Origin of the sequence: Streptomyces sp. W16, assembly GCF_033194735.1 — a bacterium.
GTDB lineage: Bacteria > Actinomycetota > Actinomycetes > Streptomycetales > Streptomycetaceae > Streptomyces.
In genome coordinates this window covers 23,252-45,095 of record NZ_JAWOAI010000013.1, presented here as the reverse complement: position 1 = coordinate 45,095, position 21,844 = coordinate 23,252, and the positions used below count along the sequence as shown (strand labels likewise).

The following is a 21,844-nucleotide window of genomic DNA, read 5'->3' as shown; positions in this document are numbered from 1 at the left end:
CCCTGCCGCCCCGGCCGGCCTGGCCGCCCGCCTCCGCCTTGGACCGTGCCTCGCGTCGCGCCGCCCGCTTGCGGCTGCGCAACGAGACCGGGATCGCCCACAGTTGGAACTTGGTGCCGGACTTGGCGAGGACCTCGTTCGAGAGCCCGGACCGCAGCGCGGCCACCTCGCCCCACGGCACGACGACAACCCGGAAGGGGTTGCGCACGCGCAGCCGGTCCTCGTTGGCGTACACCGCCGGGCGGAACGTGAAGGCCACCACCAGCGGCACCACGAGGATCAGTCCCGCGAGTGCCAGCCACGGCGTGCGGCCGTTTCCCCGTACGAGCGCGTCGACGCCGAGCCAGAGCCCGATGGCGAGCAGCAGTACGCCGCCTACGATGCCCATGGACGACCTGTAGATGCGGTCCGGGGGCTGCGGGGCGGGGGGCTCGTGGTGCGGGGTCGTCATGGTGCCGATTGTGCCTCAGGGCTGCGCCGTCTCGTCGTTGGGGACCTGTGCGTTCGCGGGTGCGGGTGCGCTGTGGCTGGTCGGGCCCACGCGGCGGAGCCGCATATCGATACAGCCCCGCGCCCCTTCAGGGCGCTCAGCTGCCGGGGTGTACAGCCGCTACGCGCGTAGATATGCTCGTCTGGTGACCATGCCCACCACTGCACCTGCTGCACACACACTCGGCGAGGTAACGGCTTCCGACAGCACGCTGCGCCGTTTCCTCCACGGGCTGCCCGGCGTCGACGCGGTCGGCCTGGAGGCGCGCGCCGCCTCGCTCGGGACCCGTTCCATCAAGACCACCGCGAAGGCGTACGCCATCGACCTCGCCATCTCGATGGTCGACCTGACGACGCTGGAAGGCGCGGACACCCCCGGCAAGGTCCGGGCGCTCGGCGCCAAGGCGGTCCGCCCCGACCCGACCGACCGGACGAGCCCCTCGACCGCGGCCGTCTGTGTCTATCCCGACATGGTGGCCGTCGCCAAGGAGGCCGTCGCCGGTTCCTCCGTGAAGGTCGCCTCCGTCGCCACCGCCTTCCCGGCCGGCCGTGCCGCGCTCGCCGTGAAGCTGGCCGACGTGCGCGACGCGGTCGCCGCCGGCGCCGACGAGATCGACATGGTCATCGACCGCGGGGCGTTCCTCGCGGGCAACTACATGAAGGTCTACGACGAGATCGTCGCCGTGAAGGAGGCGTCCGGGGCGGCTCGCCTGAAGGTCATCTTCGAGACCGGCGAGCTGTCGACGTACGACAACATCCGCCGCGCGAGCTGGCTCGGCATGCTGGCCGGCGCGGACTTCATCAAGACGTCGACGGGCAAGGTCGCCGTCAACGCCACTCCCGCGAACACCCTGTTGATGCTGGAGGCGGTCCGCGACTTCCGCGCCCAGACCGGCATCCAGGTCGGCGTGAAGCCCGCGGGCGGTATCCGTACCTCCAAGGACGCCGTCAAGTTCCTGGTCATCGTCAACGAGACGGCGGGCGAGGACTGGCTGGACAACCACTGGTTCCGCTTCGGCGCGTCCTCGCTCCTGAACGACCTGCTGATGCAGCGTCAGAAGCTGGCCACCGGCCGCTATTCCGGCCCCGACTACGTGACGGTGGACTGATCCATCATGGCTACTTTTGAATACGCACCGGCGCCCGAGTCCCGCTCCGTCGTCGATATCGCGCCCTCCTACGGCCTGTTCATCGACGGCGAGTTCACGGAGGCAGCGGACGGCAAGGTCTTCAAGACCGTCTCCCCCTCCACCGAAGAGGTCCTCGCCGAGATCGCCCAGGCGGGCGAGGCGGACGTCGACCGCGCGGTGAAGGCCGCCCGCAAGGCCTTCGAGAAGTGGTCGGCGCTGCCCGGCTCCGAGCGCGCCAAGTACCTGTTCCGCATCGCCCGCATCATCCAGGAGCGCAGCCGCGAACTGGCCGTCCTGGAGACCCTGGACAACGGCAAGCCCATCAAGGAGACGAGGGACGCCGACCTCCCCCTCGTAGCCGCGCACTTCTTCTACTACGCGGGCTGGGCCGACAAGCTGGACCACGCCGGCTTCGGCGCCAACCCCCAACCCCTCGGCGTGGCGGGCCAGGTCATCCCCTGGAACTTCCCCCTCCTGATGCTGGCGTGGAAGATCGCCCCGGCACTCGCGACCGGCAACACGGTGGTGCTGAAGCCGGCCGAGACCACTCCCCTGTCGGCGTTGTTCTTCGCGGACATCTGCCGCCAGGCGGGCCTGCCCAAGGGCGTCGTCAACATCCTTACGGGATACGGCGATTCGGGCGCCGCGCTCGTCGCGCACCCGGACGTCGACAAGGTCGCGTTCACGGGCTCCACGGCGGTCGGCAAGCAGATCGCGCGGACCGTCGCGGGCACGACCAAGAAGGTCACCCTCGAACTCGGCGGCAAGGGCGCGAACATCGTCTTCGACGACGCCCCCATCGACCAGGCCGTGGAGGGGATCGTCACCGGCATCTTCTTCAACCAGGGCCAGGTCTGCTGCGCGGGCAGCCGCCTGCTCGTCCAGGAGTCCATCCAGGACGAGCTGTTGGACTCCCTGAAGCGGCGCCTCTCCACGCTCCGCCTCGGCGACCCGCTCGACAAGAACACGGACATCGGCGCGATCAACTCCGCCGAGCAGCTCGCGCGGATCACCACACTCGTGGAACAGGGCGAGGCGGAAGGCGCCGAGCGCTGGTCCCCGTCCTGCGAACTCCCGTCCTCCGGCTACTGGTTCGCCCCGACGCTCTTCACGAACGTCACCCAGGCGCACACCATCGCCCGCGACGAGATCTTCGGCCCAGTGCTGTCCGTGCTGACCTTCCGCACCCCGGACGAGGCCGTCGCCAAGGCCAACAACACGCAGTACGGCCTCTCCGCGGGCATCTGGACGGAGAAGGGCTCCCGCATCCTCGCGGTCGCGAGCAAGCTGCGCGCTGGTGTCATCTGGTCCAACACGTTCAACAAGTTCGACCCGACCTCGCCGTTCGGCGGCTACAAGGAGTCGGGCTTCGGCCGCGAGGGCGGTCGCCACGGCCTGGAGGCGTACCTCGCCCCGTCGAGCCCGGAGGGCGAGCGATAAATGAGCACAGTTGATCGCACCAACGAACGCCTCAGCGTGTTCAAGACCTACAAGCTGTACGTCGGGGGCAAGTTCCCCCGTAGCGAGAGCGGCCGGGTGTACGAGGTGACCGACTCAAAGGGCAAGTGGCTCGCGAACGCGCCGCAGTCCTCCCGCAAGGACGCCCGCGACGCGGTCGTAGCCGCCCGCAAGGCGTTCGGCGGCTGGTCCGGCGCGACGGCGTACAACCGGGGCCAGATCCTCTACCGCATCGCCGAGATGCTGGAGGGTCGCAAGGACCAGTTCGTACGCGAAGTCGCGGACGCGGAGGGCCTGTCGAAGTCGAAGGCTTCCGTGATCGTGGACGCGGCGATCGACCGCTGGGTCTGGTACGCGGGCTGGACCGACAAGATCGCGCAGGTGGTCGGGGGCGCGAACCCGGTAGCGGGCCCGTACTTCAACCTCTCCTCCCCCGAGCCGACGGGTGTCGTCACCGTCCTCGCACCCCAGGAGTCGTCGTTCCTCGGGCTGATCTCGGTCGTCGCCCCGGTCATCGCGACCGGCAACACGGCGATCGTGATCGCGAGCGAGAAGTCCCCGCTCCCGGCCCTGTCGTTGGGCGAGGTCCTGGCCACCTCCGACCTGCCCGGCGGTGTCGTCAACGTCCTCTCCGGCAAGACGGCGGAGATCGCCACTCCGCTCGCCGCACACCAGGACGTCAACGCGATCGACCTCGCGGGCGCGGACGACGTACTGGCGAAGGAGCTGGAGATCGCGGCGGCCGACAACCTGAAGCGAGTTCTCCGTCCACAGCCTGTGGATTACGCGGAGACTCCGGGCATCGACCGCCTGACAGCCTTCCTCGAAACGAAGACGGTCTGGCATCCCACGGGTTCCCTGGGAGCAGGCGGCTCCTCGTACTAGGCAGGCCGAAGGCCACCGCCCAGGGGCGCGGGGAACTGCGCGACCAGCCACGACGGACGCGCACCCGGCAACAAGTCCGCAGTTCCCCGACCGCCCCCGCAACTCAACCCTGGAGCAGCCCCGTCACCTGCCCCACCACCGGCATGCTCCCGATCGACTGAGCCTCGGCCACAGGACCCGTCAACGCCTGCGAGGCCAACGGCTGGAAGTCGGCGAGCTGAGTCGCAACCCCGTTGTCGAGCGGGTCGACACCCGTCCCCGCGAGGGGGTTCGGCTTGAGCCCGGCAACAGGCCCGGTGACGTAACCCACCGTTCCGGCAACCGCACCCAACCCCGCCGCAGGGTCGATCTTGCCGAGCGAGGTCGGCCGAGTCCGCATCACGTCAACGACGGGCGCGGTGTCCGCGGAGGCCGTCGCCGCGCCCGCGCCAAGGGCGACTCCGGCCGTCGCGAGGGCAACCAGGGCGCGCTGGGCGTTCGGGTGCGGGGAGGACGTGTGTCGTGCCATTGCTGGTGCCACCTTCTGGTGCGCAGGGTAATCAGGTCAGCACGAAGGGTAGTTGACGTGTGATGCGCGTTCCAATGGCGACCCGCGGGGTCGGCAGGACGTACGGAATACGTCAAACTGGTGTCCCGTGAGCATCCTTTCCCCGTCACCGGCCCGTGTCGTGCTGCTGTGCGGCCCCTCGGGTTCCGGCAAGTCCCTCGTCTCGGCCCGCTCCGGTCTTCCCGTGCTGCGGCTCGACGACTTCTACAAGGAGGGCGACGACCCGACGCTGCCACTGGTGGCGGGGAGTTCGGACATCGACTGGGACCACCCCGACTCCTGGGACGCGGACGTGGCGGTCACCGCGATCGTCGAGCTGTGCCGCACGGGTCGTACTGACGTGCCGGTCTACGACATCTCGCTGAGCGCCCGTACGGGCACGGAGGCGGTCGACGTCGGGCGGACCCCGTTGTTCATAGCGGAGGGCATCTTCGCCGCCGAGGTCATCACCCGCTGCCAGGAGTTGGGGGTCCTCGCCGACGCGCTGTGCCTCAGCCGCGGCCCGATGCGCACGTTCCGGCGCCGTTTCCTGCGGGATCTCCGGGAGGGCCGTAAGTCCGTGCCGTTCCTGTTGCGGCGCGGCTGGCGGCTGATGCGGCTGGAGCGCTCGATCGTGGCCCGCCAGACGACCCTCGGCGCGTACGCCTGCGACAAGGACGAGGCGCTGGGCAGGCTGGCCGCGGCGGCGGTCGGCCGGCGGCCGACACGCACGACTCCGGCGCCCTCCCCCTCGTAGACGAGAAAGAGCGGGACTGGATGGACCCCCCGGCCCTCCAGTCCCGCTCTTCCTTTTCCCCCGTGGTACTTCCCCCGTGATCCCCCCAGGACCCCGTCGGCACCCCCCGGTACCGATCCCCCGTGGTCCCCTTCGTGCTCCCCCGTTACTTACTTCCCCCCCGACCCTCAGGCGACAAGCTCCCCGAAGGCGTCCTCCTCGTCACGGCCGAAGCTGAGGACCTCGTCCTCACGCATGCGGCGGAGCGACCGCCAGATGCTGGACTTCACCGTGCCGACACTGATGTCGAGGATCTCCGCGATCTCCGGGTCCGTGCGGCCCTCGTAGTAACGGAGGACCAGCATGGTGCGCTGGAGTTCGGGCAGCCGGGCCAGCGCCTGCCACAGGACCGCGCGCAGTTCGGTGCCGCGCATCGCGTCCGTGTCGCCGGGCGTCTCCGGCAGTTCCTCGGTCGGGTACTCGTTCAGCTTGCGGCGGCGCCACGCGCTGATGTGCAGGTTCGTCATGGTGCGGCGGAGGTAGCCCCCGACCGCGGCCTTGTCGCTGATCCGGTCCCATGCCTTGTACGTCGAGAACAGCGCGCTCTGCAGCAGGTCCTCGGCCTCGAAGCGGTCGCCGGTCAGGTGGTAGGCGGTCGCGTACAGGGAGGCGCGGCGCTCCTGGACGTAGGCGGTGAACTCCGCCTCCGACAGCGAACGACGCTCCCCCGTGTCCTCCCCGTACCCGCTTCCCCCGTGCGCTTCCCCCGTGTGCGCGTCAACCACCGTCATGTAACCGGTGTGCTGACGCCCGGCGCTGCGAGCGCACCCCCGCCCGCTCACAGCACCGGACTTCTCGGAACCCCGGGTGACATCGTGCAGACGCGTGATGACTGCGTTGTTGCTGGTGCTGTGCAGCGTGTTCATCTCGCGCCCCCCGTAGTGGACTTGCCCGGTGTTCGGATGTTCCGGCGTGGTTCCTTGCCTGTGACGAAAATCCTGCCGGGGTCACTTCATGGGCGTGTCCGCCGACTGTCACAGACCTGTCACAGGGGTCCCCCTCTGCGGCTGCCCTCAGAAAACGGACAGTCCGGTCACAGAAAGGAGCGCTACGGGCGCGTACCCGTGCAGGTGTCGAAACCCCGCCCCCACATGGGCCAGAATGAGCCCCGTGCCTTCCCTGTTGCTGATCGAGGACGACGACGCCATCCGGACGGCCCTGGAGCTCTCGCTGACGCGCCAGGGACACCGGGTAGCCACCGCTGCCAGCGGCGAGGACGGTCTGAAGCTGCTGCGTGAGCAGCGGCCGGACCTGATCGTGCTGGATGTGATGCTGCCCGGCATCGACGGTTTCGAGGTGTGCCGGCGCATCCGGCGCACGGACCAGCTGCCGATCATTCTGCTCACCGCGCGCAGCGACGACATCGACATCGTCGTCGGGCTGGAGTCCGGTGCCGACGACTACGTGGTCAAACCCGTGCAGGGGCGGGTGCTGGACGCCCGTATCCGGGCCGTGCTGCGGCGCGGGGAGCGGGAGGCCAACGACGCGGCCTCGTTCGGTTCGCTGGTCATCGACCGGGCCGCGATGACCGTCACGAAGAACGGCGAGGACCTCCAACTCACGCCCACCGAGTTGCGGTTGCTCCTGGAGCTGAGCCGGCGGCCCGGACAGGCCCTGTCCCGGCAGCAGTTGCTGCGCCTGGTGTGGGAGCACGACTATCTCGGTGACTCGCGGCTGGTGGACGCCTGTGTCCAGCGGCTGCGGGCCAAGGTCGAGGACGTGCCGTCGTCCCCGACGCTCATCCGTACCGTGCGCGGGGTCGGTTACCGCCTGGACTCGCCTCAGTGACCGACGCACCAGGGGGGATCCGCGGCTGGCGCCCGGGTCGTAAGGGAGTCCTGTGGCGGCTGCGGTTCACCAGCCTGCGCCTGCGGCTGGTGGTCGTGTTCGGCCTGGTCGCGCTGACCGCCGCCGTCTCCGCGTCCGGCATCGCCTACTGGCTCAACCGCGAGGCCGTCCTCACCCGGGCCCAGGACGCGGTGCTGCGCGACTTCCGGCAGGAGATGCAGAACCGCGCGAGCGCGCTGCCCATGCCCACCACGCAGGACGAACTGATGCGCACCGCGGGCCAGATGGCCAACAGCAGCCAGCGCTTCAGCGTCCTGCTGGTCGCCGCGGACGCGAACGACAAGACGGTCTACGGCAACTCCGGCGGCCTGAACGGCTTTTCGCTGGAGGACGTGCCCAAGTCGCTGCGCACGGCGGTGAACAAGCAGCAGTCGGTGACCGACGGCAACAAGGAGCCGTACCACCTGTACTGGCAGCGGGTCACCGAGCACGGCACGCCGTTCCTGGTGGCCGGTACCCGGATGATCGGCGGCGGGCCGACCGGCTACATGCTCAAGTCCCTCGAACCGGAGGCGAAAGACCTCAACTCCCTTGCCTGGTCGCTGGGTATCGCCACCGGGCTCGCGCTGATCGGTTCCGCGCTGCTCGCGCAGGCCGCCGCGACGACCGTCCTCAAGCCCGTGCACCGGCTGGGCATCGCCGCGCGTCGGCTCGGCGAGGGCAAGCTCGACACCCGGCTGCGGGTCTCCGGTACCGATGAACTCGCGGAACTGTCACGGACGTTCAACCAGACGGCCGAGGCGCTGGAGAAACGGGTCGCCGACATGGCCGCACGCGACGACGCCTCGCGCCGGTTCGTCGCCGACATGTCGCACGAGCTGCGCACCCCATTGACCGCGATCACGGCGGTGGTTGAGGTGCTCGAAGAGGAACTCGACGCCGAGACCGGCAGTGTGGACCCGATGATCGAGCCCGCCGTACGGCTCGTCGTCAGCGAGACCAAGCGGCTCGGTGACCTCGTCGAGAACCTGATGGAGGTCACCCGCTTCGACGCGGGCACCGCCCGGCTCGTCCTCGACGACGTCGACCTCGCCGACCAGATCACCGCCTGCATCGACGCCCGCGCCTGGCTGGACGCCGTGGACCTGGACGCCGAGCGCGGCATCCACTCCCGGCTCGACCCGCGCCGCCTCGACGTCATCCTCGCCAACCTCATCGGCAACGCCCTCAAGCACGGCGGCTCGCCGGTCCGGGTGTCGGTCCGCCTGGAGGACGACGACCTCGTCATCGCGGTCCGCGACCACGGCCCCGGCATTCCTGAGGACGTCCTGCCGCACGTCTTCGACCGCTTCTACAAGGCGAGCGCGTCCCGCCCCCGTTCCGAGGGCAGCGGCCTCGGCCTCTCCATCGCCCTGGAGAACGCCCACATCCACGGCGGCGACATCACCGCCGCCAACTCCCCCGACGGCGGCGCGGTGTTCACCCTGCGGCTGCCGAGGGACGCCTCCGAACTGACGGAGGAGACCGACAAGGGCGAGGGCGGCGTGAGCGAGGGAGACACCCCCGACGGCGCGGGCGGCTCGGGCGGCTCCAGGGGGAACGTGTCATGACCGTACGACAGTTGAGGACTCCCGCCGGGCAACGGGGCGTGGCCGTGCGGCGGTTGGTGGCTGTCCCGCTGCTCGGGCTGTTGCTCGCCGGGTGTGGGATCCGGGCCACGGAGGTGCCGACCGACTTCGGGGCCGCGCCCTCGCGGGTGCGGTGCACGCTGACCGAGCCGGAGATGACGGCGCAGGCCGCGCGGGGGGTGCCTGTGCAGGTGTTCCTGCTGTGCGGGTCGTCGCTGGTGGCCGTCGACCGGGCCGTGCAGGTGCCGGACGGCACGGCGGACGTGCGGCGGCGCGTGTTCGTGGCCCAGGGGCTGCTGGACCAGCTCGCCGAGTCGCCGTCGTCGGGTGAGCTGGACGCCGGGTACACGACCGACGTACGCGGCGGCATGTCCGTGAGCGGGCCGCGCGCCAAGGACCCCAAGGACGCGCTGCGGCTGAGCAGTTCACCGGCCGACCTGACGTCGTACGCGCTCGCCCAGATCGTCTGCACGTTCTCCGACTCGGCCGCGGCCGAGGGCGACGGCTCCGTCATCCTCGGCGGCCCGGACGACACCCCGCTGCGCCGCTACGAATGCACGGACGACGTCCGCTCCGCCCCCGGCACCAACGCACCGCCTTCCAGCGAGGTGACGGGCGGCTGAAGCGCGCGAGTGAGCCGGAGGGGCGCGCCGGTGTCGAGAGTACGAGCGCGCGGAGGCGCGAAGCGCTGAGCACGGTCGTGCTCTCGACACCGGCTGAAAGCGCCCCGGAGGTGAACGAGCCGAAAAGGAGGGGTGTGGCGGAAGCCTCACCATGGTGCTTGGCCCCTACCCGGAACCGATCGTGCCGGAGGGGGCGTCTAGTGGGGCGTGCAGCGTCAAGGCTCCATCGGCGGCAGTGCCGCGATTCGCGTCCGTGTGACAGGAGGTGTCCTCCTCGTCGCACACCTCGTGCTCGTCGCCTGGGTCACGCTGCGCCCGCGGGACGTCCCCTGGGTGATGCCGCCGAACCTGCACCCGCTGGCCAGTATCCGGGCCGATCTGACGCTGGGCTGGCCGGAGGCGACGAAGCGGATCGGTGAGGGCCTCGCGCTGCTGGCCCCGCTGGGCGTGCTGCTCCCGATGGTCAGCGGCCGGCTGCATGTCTCGCCGCTCGCGTCCCTGATCCGTACGGTCGCCGCCGGCGCCCTGATCTCCCTGGGCATCGAACTGCTGCAGACCGGTGTGCCCGGCCAGGTCGTGGACGTCGACTCGCTGCTCATGAACACGGTCGGTGTGGCCCTCGCGCACGTCGCGATCGTTCCCGCCGCCCGCGCCTGGCTCCGCCGCAGGGGCGAGAACCCCCTCCCCGCGCCCCTCCTCCAGGAGGAAGCGACTCAGGGACGGACCCCGACGATTCCCAGGGTCGGCATCGCACCGTAGAGCGACGCCCGCCGGCCTCCGGCTCCGTACCGTTGAAGGCAGATGGGGCAACCACACGGGGGGCCTCGGACAGCCGCTCGCGAAGGAGCCAAAAATGACCGCCATTGCCCGCCCCACCCAAGGCCGCATGATCGGCGGAGTGTGCGCAGCGCTGGCGCGGCGCTTCGGTACCTCCGCGACCACGATGCGGGTGATCTTCCTGCTCTCGTGCCTGCTGCCCGGCCCGCAGTTCGTGCTCTACATCGCGCTGTGGATCCTGTTCCCGTCCGAGGACAAGGTGCGCACCGAGGCCTGGTGAGGCCACCGAGGTCCGGTAAGACCCCGGCGCACGTACGCCGATGGGGCGCACCCCTCGTCCAGGGGCGCGCCCCATCGGCGCGTTCGGGGGTGGGCTCGGCCCAACAGGTCTCAGCCCAGCGGGTCTCAGCCCAGCGGGTCTCAGCCCAGCGGGAGGCCGTTGACCGGCAGGCCGTGCGTGGGCAGGCCCGTCTGCGACAGCGGGAGGCCGCCCAGCAGTCCGGCGACGGGCGCGGTCGGGCCGTCGGAGAGGACCTTCTCCACGGCCGGCTGCACGGCGGACAGACCACCGGCGAGCGCGGGCTGCGCCTGGCTCAGCGCCTCGCCGGCACCCGGCAGCGCCTTGGTGACGTTCTCCGCGGGCAGCGTGTGGGTCACGGTGCCCAGTGCCTGGGTGGCGTCCGGGACCGCCGGAGCCGCGCTCGCGGCACCCGCGCCTACGGCGGCGAAGGCGGCACCGAGGGCGGCGACACCGAGGGTCTTGACAGCAGACTGCTTCATGGTGAATGCGTCCTTGAATGGGAAGACGGGGATGTGAGCGGTCCAAGACCGTAAACACGCGAAGGCACCCGCCGCAAACATCGAAATGCGGACGGATTGTGAACACCCGCCCGCATTCCGAGCCTCCCACTCAGCCCCCTTCAGCCCTCTTCGGGCACAGAACCGCTGGTGGAGGCCGTCTGGCGGAACAGCCACTCGGATTTGAGTTCGGCATATCCGGGCTTGATCACGTCATTGATCATGGCCAGTCGTTCATCGAAAGGAATGAATGCTGACTTCATAGCATTGACGGAGAACCACTGCATGTCGTCGAGCGAATAACCGAACGCCTCGACAAGGTGCTCGAATTCGCTGCTCATGCTGGTGTGGGACATCAGCCGGTTGTCGGTGTTGACCGTGGCCCGGAAGTGGAGCCGGCGCAGCAGCCCGATGGGGTGCTCGGCGTAGGAGTCGGCGGCGCCGGTCTGGAGGTTGGAGCTGGGGCACAGCTCCAGCGGGATGCGCTTGTCCCGGACGTAGGAGGCGAGCCGGCCGAGCTTGACCGAGCCGTCGTCCTGGACCTGGATGTCGTCGATGATGCGCACCCCGTGCCCGAGCCGGTCGGCGCCGCACCACTGCAGCGCCTGCCAGATCGACGGCAGCCCGAAGGCCTCACCGGCGTGGATGGTGAAGTGGTTGTTCTCGCGCTTGAGGTACTCGAAGGCGTCCAGGTGCCGGGTGGGCGGGAACCCGGCCTCCGCGCCCGCGATGTCGAAGCCGACGACGCCCAGGTCGCGGTAGCGGTTGGCGAGTTCGGCGATCTCCAGGGAGCGGGCGGCGTGCCGCATGGCGGTGAGCAGGGCGCCGACACGGATCCGCCGGCCGTTCTCCCGGGCCAGCGACTCCCCTTGCCGGAAGCCCTCGTTGACGGCCTCGACGACCTCTTCGAGGCTGAGCCCGCCGTCGAGGTGCTGCTCGGGCGCGTACCGCACCTCGGCGTATACGACGCCGTCCTCGGCGAGGTCCTCGGCGCACTCGCGGGCGACCCGGATCAGCGCGTCCCGGGTCTGCATCACGGCGACGGTGTGCGAGAAGGTCTCCAAGTACCGTTCCAGGGAACCGGAGTCGGCGGCCTCGGCGAACCACGCGCCGAGTCTGTCCGGGTCGGTCTCGGGCAGTTGGGTGTACCCGGCGTCGCGGGCGAGTTCGACGATCGTCCCCGGGCGGAGGCCGCCGTCGAGGTGGTCGTGCAGCAGAACCTTCGGCGCCCGGCGGATCTGGTCCGGCGTCGGAGTGTTCGGGGTGCTCTGGCTCGTCATTTCCGCACTCTAACTCCTACGCGCGTAGATCGCTTGTTGTACGAATCCGTCGATACGTAACGGTGACCGCGCGGAAGGATGGCGTACACGCTCACTTCTGACACTGTTCTGTCATGGCACAGCAAGCGACGCCGGTCAGGACGGCCCGGCTGGGGAGAGCGCTCGGTCCCGAACCGACCTCGGTGAGCGGCGTGGTCCTGCTGCTCCCCGGTGGCGATGAGGTCTCCGCCCGCAGGCCGTCCCCTCTCCTGGCGGCGGCCTCCGTACGGACGTTGGGGCGCCGGCTGGCCCGGGCGGGCGCCACCGAGGGGCTGGCCGCGCATGTCGTCCACTACCGCGTGCGCGGCTGGAACGGCAGCGAGGCGTATCTCGCGCACGACGCCACGTGGGCGGTGGACGAGGTCGTACGGCGGTACGGGGACGTGCCGGTGTGTCTCGCCGGGTTCGACATGGGCGGGCGGGCCGCGCTGCGCTCCGCCGGGCACGAGGCCGTCAACTCCGTGGTTGCGCTGGCTCCTTGGCTGCCCGAACAGGATGTGGCCGCGCCACCCGAACCGGTGAAGCAGCTGGTGGGGCGGCGGGTGCTGATCGTGCACGGCACGAACGACGAACGGACCGATCCCGAACTGTCGTTCCGGCTGGCGTCGCGGGCGAAGAAGGCGAACCGGGACGTGTGCCGGTTCGAAGTGCACTCCGACGGGCACGCGTTGCACCAGCACCGGCAGGAAGTGCACGCGCTGACCGAGGACTTCGTGATGGGGGCGTTGTTCGGGCGGGCGTTCGCACGGCCGGTGGAGGACGCGCTGCAGGCTCCGCCGCCACTGGGGCTGCGGATGCCGCTGGCGGCGGGCTTCGGGAGTTCCCTGCGCAAGTGAGCCGGGCACGGCGGCCAACCGGGCGGGTTCCAGGGCGAGTCGGGGATGCGGGGTCGCGCCCCCACCGCGTGGCGCGGCGGCCAACTGGCCGGTGTCCGGGGCGAGTCGGGAACGCGACCGCACCGCCACCGCACAGCACGCCGGCCAACCCGGCCAGACCCGAGACCAGTCCGGGAACGCCGTCGCACCTCCACCACATGCCGTAGCGACCAACCGGCTGGTATCCGGGGCGAGTCGGGAACGCGACCGCACCGCCACCGCACAGCACGCCGGCCAACCCGGCCAGACCCGAGACGAGTCCGGGAACGCCGTCGCACCTCCACCACGTGCCGTAGCGACCAACCGGCCGGTGTCCGGGGCGAGTCGGAAACGCGACCGCACCGCCACCGCACAGCACGCCGGCCAACCCGGCCAGACCCGAGACCAGTCCGGGAACGCCGCCACGCCCCCACCACATGCCGCAGCGACCAACCCGCCGACGTCCAGCGCAAGTCGGAAACTCGACCGCACCACACACCGCACAGCGCACAGCGCACCGACCAACCCAACCAGACCCGGGACCAGTCCGGAAATGCCGCCGCGCCCCCACCACGTACCGCAACAACCAACCAACCGACGTCCAGCGCAAGCCGGGAATGAAGCCGCCGCGGCCGGACGTTGACGACCGCCGACCGACGCTCCCCTCTCTCCGGGAAGAAGGCACGCCCATGACGTCCTCGCCGGCCACCATGCGCGCCGTCCAGCTCTCCGCCCCCGGCCCCGTGCACAACCTGCGACCGACCACGCTTCCCCTCCCGCCCGAGCGGGACGGCTGGGTGCGTATCCGGGTCGAGGCGTTCGGGCTCAACCGCTCGGAGCTGAAACTGCGGCTGGGAGTGAGCGAAGGCGTCAGCTTTCCCCGGGTGCCGGGTATCGAGGCCGCCGGTACCGTCGACGCGGCCCCGGCCGGCAGCGGGCTGGTCCCCGGGCAGAAGGTCGTCGCGATGATGGGGGACATGGGGCGCACCTACGACGGCGGCTACGCCGAGTACACGTCGGTGCCGCTGGCCCAGGTCATCCCCGTCGACACCGACCTGCCCTGGGAAGTGCTGGGCGCCCTGCCGGAGATGGTGCAGACCGCCTACGGCTCCCTGACCGTCGGCCTGGACCTGCGCCCCGGCCAGACCGTGCTGATCCGCGGCGGCACCTCCTCGGTCGGCCTGGCCGCCGCCGCGCTGGCGACGTGGCGCGGTGCGACAGTCCTGTCCACCACCCGGCGCCCGGACCGCCTCGCCCAGTTGAAGGAGCACGGTGTCGACCATCCCTTGCTCGACACGGGCGAAGTCGCCCCCGCCGTACGCAAGTTGTACCCGGACGGCGTCGACGCGGCCCTCGACCTCGTCGGCACCCCGACCCTCCCCGACACCCTGCGCACGGTACGCGTCCACGGCACGGCCTGCTTCGGCGGCAGCCTCTCCAACCAGTGGACCGTCCGTGACTTCTCCCCCAACGAGTACCTGCCGAGGGGCGTACGCCTCGCGGGCTACTTCGGCGACGCCTCCGACCTCCCCCGGGAGACCTTCCAGGAAATCCTGGACGCGATCGCCACCGGCCAACTCGCCTTCCCTGTCGACCGCGTGTACGACGGCCTGGAGCAAGTACCGCAGGCCCACGACGACATGGAACACAACCGCGCCACCGGAAAGCTGGTCGTGCGGGTCCGGCACCAGAGCTGAGCTATCCGGGCAGCAGGTTGCCCCTCCTCGACAGCAGGAACTTCTTGAAGGCGGCGACCGGGGGTGTGTCCGGGCGGCCGTCCAGCCAGGCCACGCCGATCTCCCGTACCGCCTTCGGGGCCGTGACCGTCAGTTCGGCAACTCCCGGGCGGGGTACGGCCGGTGGGGGCAGGAGGGCCACTCCCAGTCCCGCCGCCACCAGGCCCCGTAGGGTCTCCGCCTCTTCCCCCTCGAAGGCGATCCTGGGGCGGAAGCCGGCCTCCGCGCAGACGTCGTCGGTGATGCTGCGGAGGCCATAGCCCGGTTCCAGGGTCACGAAGGTCTCGTCGGCCGCCTCCGCGAGGCGGATCCGCTTTCGCGAGGCCAGGCGGTGGTCGGCCGGGACGACGAGGCGGAGCTTCTGCACGTCGAGGCGGTGGGCCACGACGTCGGGGGCGTCGAGGGTCGGCGCGGTCAGGAGGCACAGGTCCAGCTCGCCCGCGCGCAGCCGCTCCAGCATGGCCTCGCCGTAGTTCTGGACGAGGCTGAAGCGGACGCGGGGATGGTCGGCGCGGAAGGCGCGGATGAGTTCGGGGACGGTCTCCGAGCCGAGGGTGTGGAGGAAGCCGAAGGCGACCTTGCCGGTGGTGGGGTCGGCGTCGGCGCGGACCTCGTCGGCGGCCTTCCCGATCTCGGCGAGGGCACGCTCGACGGAGATGAGGAAGGTGCGGCCGGCGGGCGTCAACGACACCGTGCGGCCTCTGCGGGCGAACAGGTCGACGCCCAGGTCCTGTTCGAGGCGGACCATGGCCCGCGACAGAGTGGACTGCGGGACCTGCATCTCCTGCGCGGCCCGCGTGACGTGCTCGGTGCGGGCGACACCGGCGAAGTACGCGAGGCGGGGCGCGAGCAGCGCGACGATGTCTTCCGTGTCACCGGACGGTGACAGATGAGCCTGTGAGCTGTACTGATGCACCATGGGAACGATTATGGCGTTTCCGTGCATTGGACGGATGAGCGGGAGTGTACGTAGCTTCGAAGCATGTCTCCCGCCGATACCGGGGCGTCCACCGCCGTGGCCGCCACGACCCCTGTCCCCGCCGCCTCCACCACATCCTCTTCCTCCGACTCACGGCTGACGCCGGGTGGTCCCGGCTATCGCCGGATGAGCTTCGCGCTCTTCCTCGCGGGGGTGGCGACCTTCGCGCTGCTGTACTCCACGCAGGCCCTGCTGCCGCTGATCTCCGGCGAGTTCGGGGTGGCGGCGAGCGCGGCGAGCTGGACGGTGGCGGCGGCGACCGGCGGACTCGCGGTGTTCGTCCTGCCGATGAGCGCGCTCTCGGAGCGTTTCGGACGTCGTACGGTCATGACCGCGTCGCTGGTGGTCGCGGTGAGCATCGGGGTCCTGGTGCCGTTCGCGCCGTCGCTGGGCGCGCTGGTGGCACTGCGGTTCCTCCAAGGTGCCGCGCTGGCCGGGCTGCCCGCGTCGGCGACGGCGTATCTGGCGGAGGAGGTCCGGCCGAAGGCGCTGGTCACGGCGATCGGCCTGTTCGTGGCGGGCAACAGCGTCGGCGGGATGAGCGGCCGGGTCATCACCGGGTGGGTCGCGCAGGAGTGGGGCTGGCGGGTCGCCGTAGGGGTGATCGGCCTGATCTCGGTCGGCTGCGCGGTCGCCTTCCGTCTTCTCCTCCCCGCCCCGAAGCACTTCACGCCGGGCTCGCTGCGCCCGCGCGTCCTGGCCCGCACGGTCCGCGACCACCTCGCGAACCCGCTGCTGTGCCGTCTGTACGCGATCGGCGCCCTGTTCATGACAGTCTTCGGCGGCGTCTACACGGTGATCGGCTACCGCCTCACCGAGGCCCCCTTCTCCCTCCCCCAGGGCATCGTCGGCTCGATCTTCCTGGTGTATCTGGTGGGGACCGTGTCCGCGTCCACGGCCGGCCGTCTGGTCGGCCGGCTCGGGCGCCGAGGCGCCCTCTACCTGGCAGGCGGTACGACGGCCACGGGTCTCCTGGTCTCTCTCGCCGACTCACTCCCCCTGGTGCTGCTCGGCCTGGTGCTGATCACGGCGGGCTTCTTCGCCGGGCACGCGGTCGCCTCCTCGGCGGTCAGCAAGACGGCCACCACCGGCCGCGCCCAGGCCTCCGCCCTCTACCAGTCCGCCTACTACATCGGCTCCAGCACCGGCAGTACGGTCGGCGCGCTCGCGTTCCACGCGGGCGGCTGGGCGGGCACGGTCGGCGTGGGCGTCCTGGCGGTGCTGGGCGTCGTGACGATCACGGTGCTCGGGTCGCGGGCGGCTCGGATGGGGCGGCGGGAACTGGCCGCGGCTGCCTGACACAGCCGGCTTCCCCCTGGTCGGGGCCGGTTGTCAGTGCCGGCGGATAACGTCCGCCACCACTGGCAACCGGACTGATCAGGGGGATTTTTGATGGAGTTCCAGGTCGAGCGGGCCGTCTTCGCCGAGGCCGTGGGGTGGGCGGCGCGCGCGTTGCCCACCCGGACGCCCGTGCCGGTGCTGGGCGGCCTGCTCCTGGAGACGGGGGCGGGACTGCTCACCGTCGCGGGGTTCGACTTCGAGGCCGCGTCGCGCGTCGAGGTGGACGCGGAGACAAGTGGGACGGGGCGGGTGCTCGTCCTCGGGCGCAGGCTGCTCGACATCTGCAAGGTGCTGCCGGACGGGCCGGTGAGCTGCGCGGTGGAGGGGACGCGGTTCACCGTGGAGGCGGGCGGTACCCGGTTCGGGCTGTCGACGCTGCCCTACGAGGAGTACCCGGCCCTTCCGGTACCGCCCGCACCGTACGGGGGCGTGGACGCGGGCGCGTTCGCCACCGCGGTGGGGCAGGTCGCCGTCGCCGCCGGGCGGGACGAGACGCTGCCCGTGCTCACCGGGATACAACTGCGCCTGGACGGCGGCATGATGACCCTGTCGGCCTCCGACCGCTATCGGTATGCCGTACGACGGCTGGAGTGGAAGCCGGAGTCCACGGCCGCCGACGGTCCCGTGGAGGCGCTCCTGCCCGCGCGGCGGCTGCTCGACGTGACACGGTCGCTCGCCCGCTGCGGCGCGGTGCGGATCGGGCTGGACGGCGGTGGCCTGCTCGGCTTCGAAGGCGGGCGGACGCAGACGGTCCTACGACGGCTGGAGGGGCGGCTGCCCGCGTACGGGGCGCTGTTCGACATGGCGGGGGCGGCGGTCGCCGAGGTGGAGCGCGAGGCGCTGGCCGAGGCGGTGCGGCGGGTCGCGGTGGTGGCGGAGACGAACAGTCCGGTGCGGCTGGACTTCACCGCCGGGGAAGGCGTCCTGCTGCGGGCCGGATACGGCGACGACGTGGCGGCACAGCGACTGCCCGCCCGGCTGAGCGGTGCCGAGGAGGTCACCACGGCCTTCAACCCGGCGTATCTCCTGGACGCGCTGAACTCCTTCGAGACACCGGGCCTGCGGCTCGAACTGCTCGGGCAGGGGCAGCGGGCGCTGCTGAGCGCGGCCGGGGACACGGGGCCCAGCGGCGCTCACCGGCATCTGCTCATGTCCGTCAGGCAGCTGCTCTGACCCTGTTGAGCTGGGCTTTTGTCCACTCCGGGGGCCATTGTCAGTGGCCTGCGCTACGTTTCGGGGTAAGGGAAGAACGGCCACAGGGGTGGGTGGGCGAGACCATGAGTGACAGCGCTGTGACTACGACGGACCTCGATATCAGGCTGGAGAAACACCGTGTCGAGCTGACCGGGTACTGCTACCGCATGCTCGGCTCCTCCTTCGAGGCCGAGGACGCGGTGCAGGACACGATGGTCCGCGCGTGGCGGAGTTACGACAAGTTCGAGGGGCGGTCCAGTCTGCGGTCCTGGCTGTACCGGATCGCGACGAATGTCTGCCTGGACATGCTGTCCGCGGGCAACAAGCGGGCGCGGCCCGTCGACCTCAGCGACTCCACTCCGCTCGCCCAGGCCGCGCTGTCGCCCCGCCCTGACAACACCTGGCTGGAGCCGATGCCGGACGCGCGTGTGCTGCCGTCGGTCGTCGACCCGGCGGAGGCCGCGGTCGCCAAGGAGTCGGTGCGGCTCGCGTTCATGGCCGCCCTGCAGCAACTGCCGCCCAAGCAGCGGGCGGTGCTGATCCTGCGGGAGGTGCTGGCCTGGCGGGCCAGCGAGGTCGCCGAGCTGCTCGGCACCTCGGTCGCGTCGGTCAACAGCGCGCTGCAGCGGGCCCGCGCCACCCTCGCCGAGCGGGACGAGAAGGCGGCCGACGCGGCCGTCTCCGACCCGCTCGACGAGGAGCAGCAGAAGCTCCTGGAGCGGTATGTCGCGGCCTTCGAGGGCTACGACATGGCGGCCCTGACGGCGCTGCTGCACGAGGACGCCATCATGACGATGCCGCCGTTCGACCTGTGGCTGACCGGCCACGACGACATCACGGGCTTCATGACGACGCTCGGCGCCGCCTGCGAGGGCTCCCGCTTGATCCCGGTGCAGGTGAACGGCCTGCCGGGCTTCGCCCAGTACAAGCCGGACCCGGAGGCGGGCGGCTTCAGCCCCTGGTCGGTGCAGGTCCTGGAGATCTCAGACGGCAGGCTCACCGGGTTCCACTTCTTCCTGGACACCAAGCGCTGGTTCCCGCTGTTCGACCTGCCCCTCCATCTCGAAGCGGAGCCCGACCAGATCGAGGAGGGCGCGTAGTCCGGGGCTGGGCCCGCGAAGCCTGATCCGGCCGCCGGCCCGCCGCGCGGTCAGCTCAAGGCGGGCCAGGAGATCGACGGTACCGAGCCCCGGCGGCCCGGGCCCCAGCGCCTCGACCTCGACCGGAACCACCCCGGCACCGGTCGCCTCCAGCAACCGGCGCACCTCGTCGCACAGCCGCGCCACCTCGTCACGGGTGACGGGGCGGTTCGGCACGAGTACAGCGGGTGTCATGGCGTCCACGATCGGTAGACCGGGTGGGCGGTCGTAACTCATCGGGAGCGACCGCCTAGTGCCGCGGCAGGCAGCGTTTGCCCGTTAGGAGCGGCGTCCGGTGCGTGCTCTGGGGGTCCCCCCGGCCGGAGGCTGGGGGAGTGCCGGCCGGAAGTCCTCGTACTGGACGTACTTGGGCTTTCGGCCGGTGCGGCGAGAGTGCGTGCCGGGCGTCGCGACGGGGCGAACGTTGCCTGTTGCGGCACTAGGTTTGCTGTATGCCGCACGGATCAGCCCCGCCCTGGATACCCGACGCCCTCCCGCGCGCCGAAACCGCCGAGGAGGCGCCGTGCAGGGGGTGTTGACCGGGTTCGCGGTCATCGGCGTCGTCATCGCCGTCGGCTATCTGCTCGGCCTGCGGGGTTCTCTCGGCGAGAACGGCCGTGACGTGCTGACCAAGCTGGCCTTCAATGTGGCGTCCCCGGCCCTGCTGTTCACCACCCTCGCGCGGGCCGACCTCTCGGTGGTCTTCTCCAGCTGGCTGCTCGTGACAGTGCTGAGCACGGCGGCGGTGGCGGGCGTGTTCGTGGCGGTGGGGGTGGCACGCGGCTGGGGGGTGGGCCGTACGACGATCGGCGCGCTCTGTTCCAGCTACGTCAACTCCGGCAACCTCGGCATCCCGATCTCGGTGTACGTCCTGGGCAACGCCTCGCTGGTGGCACCGGTGATGCTGTTCCAGCTCATCGTGGTCAGCCCTCTCGCGCTCACGGTCCTCGACCTGTCGGGCCAGGCCGAGAAGGGGCCGCTGTGGCTACGGCTGCTCACCCCCGTGCGCAACCCGATCGCGCTCGGCTCCCTCGCCGGGGTCGCGGTGGCGGCGTCCGGGGTGCGCCTCCCGGGCCCGGTGATGGATCCGCTCACCCTGATCGGCAACATGGCGGTACCGGCCGTACTGCTCGGCTTCGGCATCTCGCTGCGCGGAAGTGCGATGCCGGCGCGTGGCGTCGAGCGGTGGCCGGTGCTGTTGTCGGTCGCCCTGAAGTCGGTGGGGCAGCCGGCGATCGCCTGGGCGTTGGCGGTGGGGGTGTTCGGCCTGCACGGGGCGGCGCTGCTCGACGTGGTGGTGACATCGGCGTTGCCCGCTGCGCAGAACCTGTACACGTACGCGAGCCGCTATCGCGTGGGCGAGGGACTGGCCCGGGACTCGATCCTGCTGTCGACGATTCTGTCGGTGCCGGTGCTGGTGGTGATCGCGGCGCTGCTCGGGTGAGCCGACCGCAAGCCGCCGCGAAACAAAACCCGTTGGCGGACCGCGGTGGCCACTGCTATTTTTCCGGTGGCCGTGCGAGAGAACGAGGAGGTGGTACCCGTGAACACATCAACGACATGGGTGCTCTCCTCCGGGGTCACGGTCGGGCGATAGGTCGTCCGGGAGCGCCGTTCTGAGCTCTCCCGAAAGGCACGACCATGCATTTCACTTCCGAGCGGCACCTCGACGACGGCGTCCTCGAACGCGAATTCACCCTCGGCGAGATCCCCGGCACCCTGTGGACGCCCGACTCCACCGCACCGGCCCCGCTGATCCTGATCGCCCACAACAACGGCCTGCCCAAGGCAGAGCCCAGGCTGGTGGCCCGGGCCCGGGCCACCGCGGCGGCCGGCTACGCGGCGGTCACCATCGACGCCGCCGGCTGTGGTGACCGGCCCCGTTCCGCAGCCGACGTACAGCTTCGCGCCGACCTCGGCCGGGCGATGCGGGCCGGTGAGCCGGCCGACGAGATCTTCGAGTCCCTGGTCGGCCCGCTGGTCGAGAACGCGGCCCCGGAATGGCTGACCACTCTGGACGCCGTCCTCGCACTGCCCGGCATCGGCGGCCCGGTCGGCTACTCGGGGTGGACGGCCCTAGGCATCCGCCTCGCGGTGAGCGAGCCGCGCATCACGGCCGCCGGCTTCTTCGCCGGGGGTTATGTGCCCCGCGCCCAGCGTGAGGAGGCCAAGCAGGTCACCGTTCCGCTGCTGCTCCTGCTGCAGTGGGACGACGAGGGCAACCCCCGGCAGCGGGCCCTGGACCTGTTCGACACCTTCGGCACCCAGGAGAAGACCCTGCACGCCAACATGGGCGGGCACACGGGCACTCCGTGGTTCGAGTCGGAGGACGCGTTCCGGTTCTACGCCCGGCATCTGATGTAAGACCGGGCCCAGCGGGGGTT

Annotated in this window: 23 protein-coding genes; 16 read left to right on the top strand and 7 right to left on the bottom strand. The window is 70.7% G+C overall.

The window, feature by feature from the left end; genetic code table 11:
• Positions 1-451 (bottom strand): PH domain-containing protein (locus R6V09_RS03375; protein WP_317879818.1); only part of this gene is annotated, 451 nt, incomplete at its 3' end.
• A gap of 190 nt (positions 452-641) precedes the next feature.
• Between R6V09_RS03375 and deoC the strand changes: the two genes are divergently transcribed.
• From deoC to R6V09_RS03360, 3 genes are read left to right on the top strand one after another with little or no spacing between them, the layout of a single operon-like run.
• On the top strand, positions 642-1,598 hold the full coding sequence (gene deoC, locus R6V09_RS03370; protein WP_317879822.1) for a deoxyribose-phosphate aldolase: 957 nt from the start codon (positions 642-644) through the stop codon (positions 1,596-1,598).
• A gap of 6 nt (positions 1,599-1,604) precedes the next feature.
• Positions 1,605-3,059 (top strand): aldehyde dehydrogenase family protein, encoded by a 1,455-nt coding sequence (locus R6V09_RS03365; RefSeq protein ID WP_442809959.1) that lies wholly within the window; start codon positions 1,605-1,607, stop codon positions 3,057-3,059.
• Positions 3,060-3,962: an aldehyde dehydrogenase family protein gene (locus R6V09_RS03360; protein ID WP_317879817.1), complete on the top strand. Its 903-nt coding sequence runs from the start codon at positions 3,060-3,062 to the stop codon at positions 3,960-3,962. It begins immediately after the preceding gene.
• A 103-nt stretch (positions 3,963-4,065) separates the two neighbouring features.
• On the opposite strand, the gene R6V09_RS03355 is transcribed toward R6V09_RS03360, so the two are convergent.
• A complete protein-coding gene (locus R6V09_RS03355) occupies positions 4,066-4,470 on the bottom strand; it encodes a hypothetical protein (protein ID WP_317879816.1) in 405 nt (134 codons plus the stop codon).
• Positions 4,471-4,597: 127 nt separating this feature from the next.
• Between R6V09_RS03355 and R6V09_RS03350 the strand changes: the two genes are divergently transcribed.
• On the top strand, positions 4,598-5,245 hold the full coding sequence (locus R6V09_RS03350) for a uridine kinase family protein (RefSeq protein WP_317879815.1): 648 nt from the start codon (positions 4,598-4,600) through the stop codon (positions 5,243-5,245).
• 167 nt (positions 5,246-5,412) lie between these two features.
• On the opposite strand, the gene R6V09_RS03345 is transcribed toward R6V09_RS03350, so the two are convergent.
• Complete coding sequence (locus R6V09_RS03345) at positions 5,413-6,150, bottom strand: SigE family RNA polymerase sigma factor (RefSeq protein WP_317879814.1); 738 nt, start codon at positions 6,148-6,150, stop codon at positions 5,413-5,415.
• Between the two features lie 244 nt (positions 6,151-6,394).
• On the opposite strand from R6V09_RS03345, the gene afsQ1 reads away from it, so the two are divergent.
• The 5 genes from afsQ1 (at position 6,395) to R6V09_RS03320 (ending at position 10,380) form a co-directional block, all read left to right on the top strand.
• A complete protein-coding gene (gene afsQ1 / locus R6V09_RS03340; RefSeq protein ID WP_019066936.1) occupies positions 6,395-7,072 on the top strand; it encodes a two-component system response regulator AfsQ1 in 678 nt (225 codons plus the stop codon).
• Complete coding sequence (locus tag R6V09_RS03335; RefSeq protein WP_442809958.1) at positions 7,069-8,682, top strand: ATP-binding protein; 1,614 nt, start codon at positions 7,069-7,071, stop codon at positions 8,680-8,682. Before afsQ1 ends, R6V09_RS03335 begins: the two co-directional genes overlap by 4 nt.
• A complete protein-coding gene (locus R6V09_RS03330) occupies positions 8,679-9,323 on the top strand; it encodes a hypothetical protein (protein WP_317879813.1) in 645 nt (214 codons plus the stop codon). Before R6V09_RS03335 ends, R6V09_RS03330 begins: the two co-directional genes overlap by 4 nt.
• 207 nt (positions 9,324-9,530) lie before the next feature.
• Entirely contained in the window at positions 9,531-10,082 is a 552-nt protein-coding gene (locus tag R6V09_RS03325) for a VanZ family protein (protein WP_317879812.1), read from the top strand.
• A gap of 94 nt (positions 10,083-10,176) precedes the next feature.
• Entirely contained in the window at positions 10,177-10,380 is a 204-nt protein-coding gene (locus R6V09_RS03320; protein ID WP_262056304.1) for a PspC domain-containing protein, read from the top strand.
• A gap of 140 nt (positions 10,381-10,520) precedes the next feature.
• On the opposite strand, the gene R6V09_RS03315 is transcribed toward R6V09_RS03320, so the two are convergent.
• Both R6V09_RS03315 and R6V09_RS03310 read right to left on the bottom strand, forming a co-directional pair.
• Positions 10,521-10,880: an ATP-binding protein gene (locus R6V09_RS03315; protein ID WP_317879811.1), complete on the bottom strand. Its 360-nt coding sequence runs from the start codon at positions 10,878-10,880 to the stop codon at positions 10,521-10,523.
• Between the two features lie 140 nt (positions 10,881-11,020).
• Complete coding sequence (locus tag R6V09_RS03310) at positions 11,021-12,178, bottom strand: adenosine deaminase (RefSeq protein ID WP_317879810.1); 1,158 nt, start codon at positions 12,176-12,178, stop codon at positions 11,021-11,023.
• Positions 12,179-12,291: 113 nt separating this feature from the next.
• On the opposite strand from R6V09_RS03310, the gene R6V09_RS03305 reads away from it, so the two are divergent.
• Both R6V09_RS03305 and R6V09_RS03300 read left to right on the top strand, forming a co-directional pair.
• Positions 12,292-13,053, top strand: coding sequence for a dienelactone hydrolase family protein (locus tag R6V09_RS03305; RefSeq protein ID WP_317879809.1), 762 nt, complete (start codon positions 12,292-12,294; stop codon positions 13,051-13,053).
• Between the two features lie 707 nt (positions 13,054-13,760).
• Positions 13,761-14,768, top strand: coding sequence for a zinc-binding dehydrogenase (locus R6V09_RS03300; RefSeq protein ID WP_317879808.1), 1,008 nt, complete (start codon positions 13,761-13,763; stop codon positions 14,766-14,768).
• Between the two features lies 1 nt (position 14,769).
• Here the strand turns inward: R6V09_RS03300 and R6V09_RS03295 are convergent, their stop codons facing one another.
• Positions 14,770-15,726 carry a LysR family transcriptional regulator gene (locus R6V09_RS03295; protein WP_317879807.1) on the bottom strand — a complete coding sequence of 319 codons (957 nt, stop codon included), beginning with the start codon at positions 15,724-15,726 and terminating at the stop codon, positions 14,770-14,772.
• Positions 15,727-15,789: 63 nt separating this feature from the next.
• On the opposite strand from R6V09_RS03295, the gene R6V09_RS03290 reads away from it, so the two are divergent.
• The 3 genes from R6V09_RS03290 to R6V09_RS03280 all read left to right on the top strand — a co-directional run bounded on the left by R6V09_RS03290 (position 15,790) and on the right by R6V09_RS03280 (position 19,421).
• Complete coding sequence (locus tag R6V09_RS03290) at positions 15,790-17,085, top strand: MFS transporter (protein WP_317879806.1); 1,296 nt, start codon at positions 15,790-15,792, stop codon at positions 17,083-17,085.
• Between the two features lie 93 nt (positions 17,086-17,178).
• Positions 17,179-18,300 (top strand): DNA polymerase III subunit beta, encoded by a 1,122-nt coding sequence (gene dnaN, locus R6V09_RS03285; RefSeq protein WP_317879805.1) that lies wholly within the window; start codon positions 17,179-17,181, stop codon positions 18,298-18,300.
• Positions 18,301-18,404: 104 nt separating this feature from the next.
• Positions 18,405-19,421: a sigma-70 family RNA polymerase sigma factor gene (locus tag R6V09_RS03280; RefSeq protein ID WP_317879804.1), complete on the top strand. Its 1,017-nt coding sequence runs from the start codon at positions 18,405-18,407 to the stop codon at positions 19,419-19,421.
• Here the strand turns inward: R6V09_RS03280 and R6V09_RS03275 are convergent.
• A complete protein-coding gene (locus R6V09_RS03275; protein ID WP_317879803.1) occupies positions 19,305-19,697 on the bottom strand; it encodes an STAS domain-containing protein in 393 nt (130 codons plus the stop codon). The genes R6V09_RS03280 and R6V09_RS03275 overlap by 117 nt on opposite strands.
• 286 nt (positions 19,698-19,983) lie before the next feature.
• Here R6V09_RS03275 and R6V09_RS03270 point away from each other — a divergent pair, with 286 nt between their 5' ends.
• Positions 19,984-20,904: an AEC family transporter gene (locus R6V09_RS03270; RefSeq protein ID WP_317879802.1), complete on the top strand. Its 921-nt coding sequence runs from the start codon at positions 19,984-19,986 to the stop codon at positions 20,902-20,904.
• 197 nt (positions 20,905-21,101) lie between these two features.
• The gene (locus R6V09_RS03265; protein WP_317879801.1) at positions 21,102-21,824 is read left to right on the top strand and encodes an alpha/beta hydrolase; all 723 of its coding nucleotides are present in this window, start codon (positions 21,102-21,104) and stop codon (positions 21,822-21,824) included.
• The last annotated feature ends 20 nt before the right edge of the window (positions 21,825-21,844 follow it).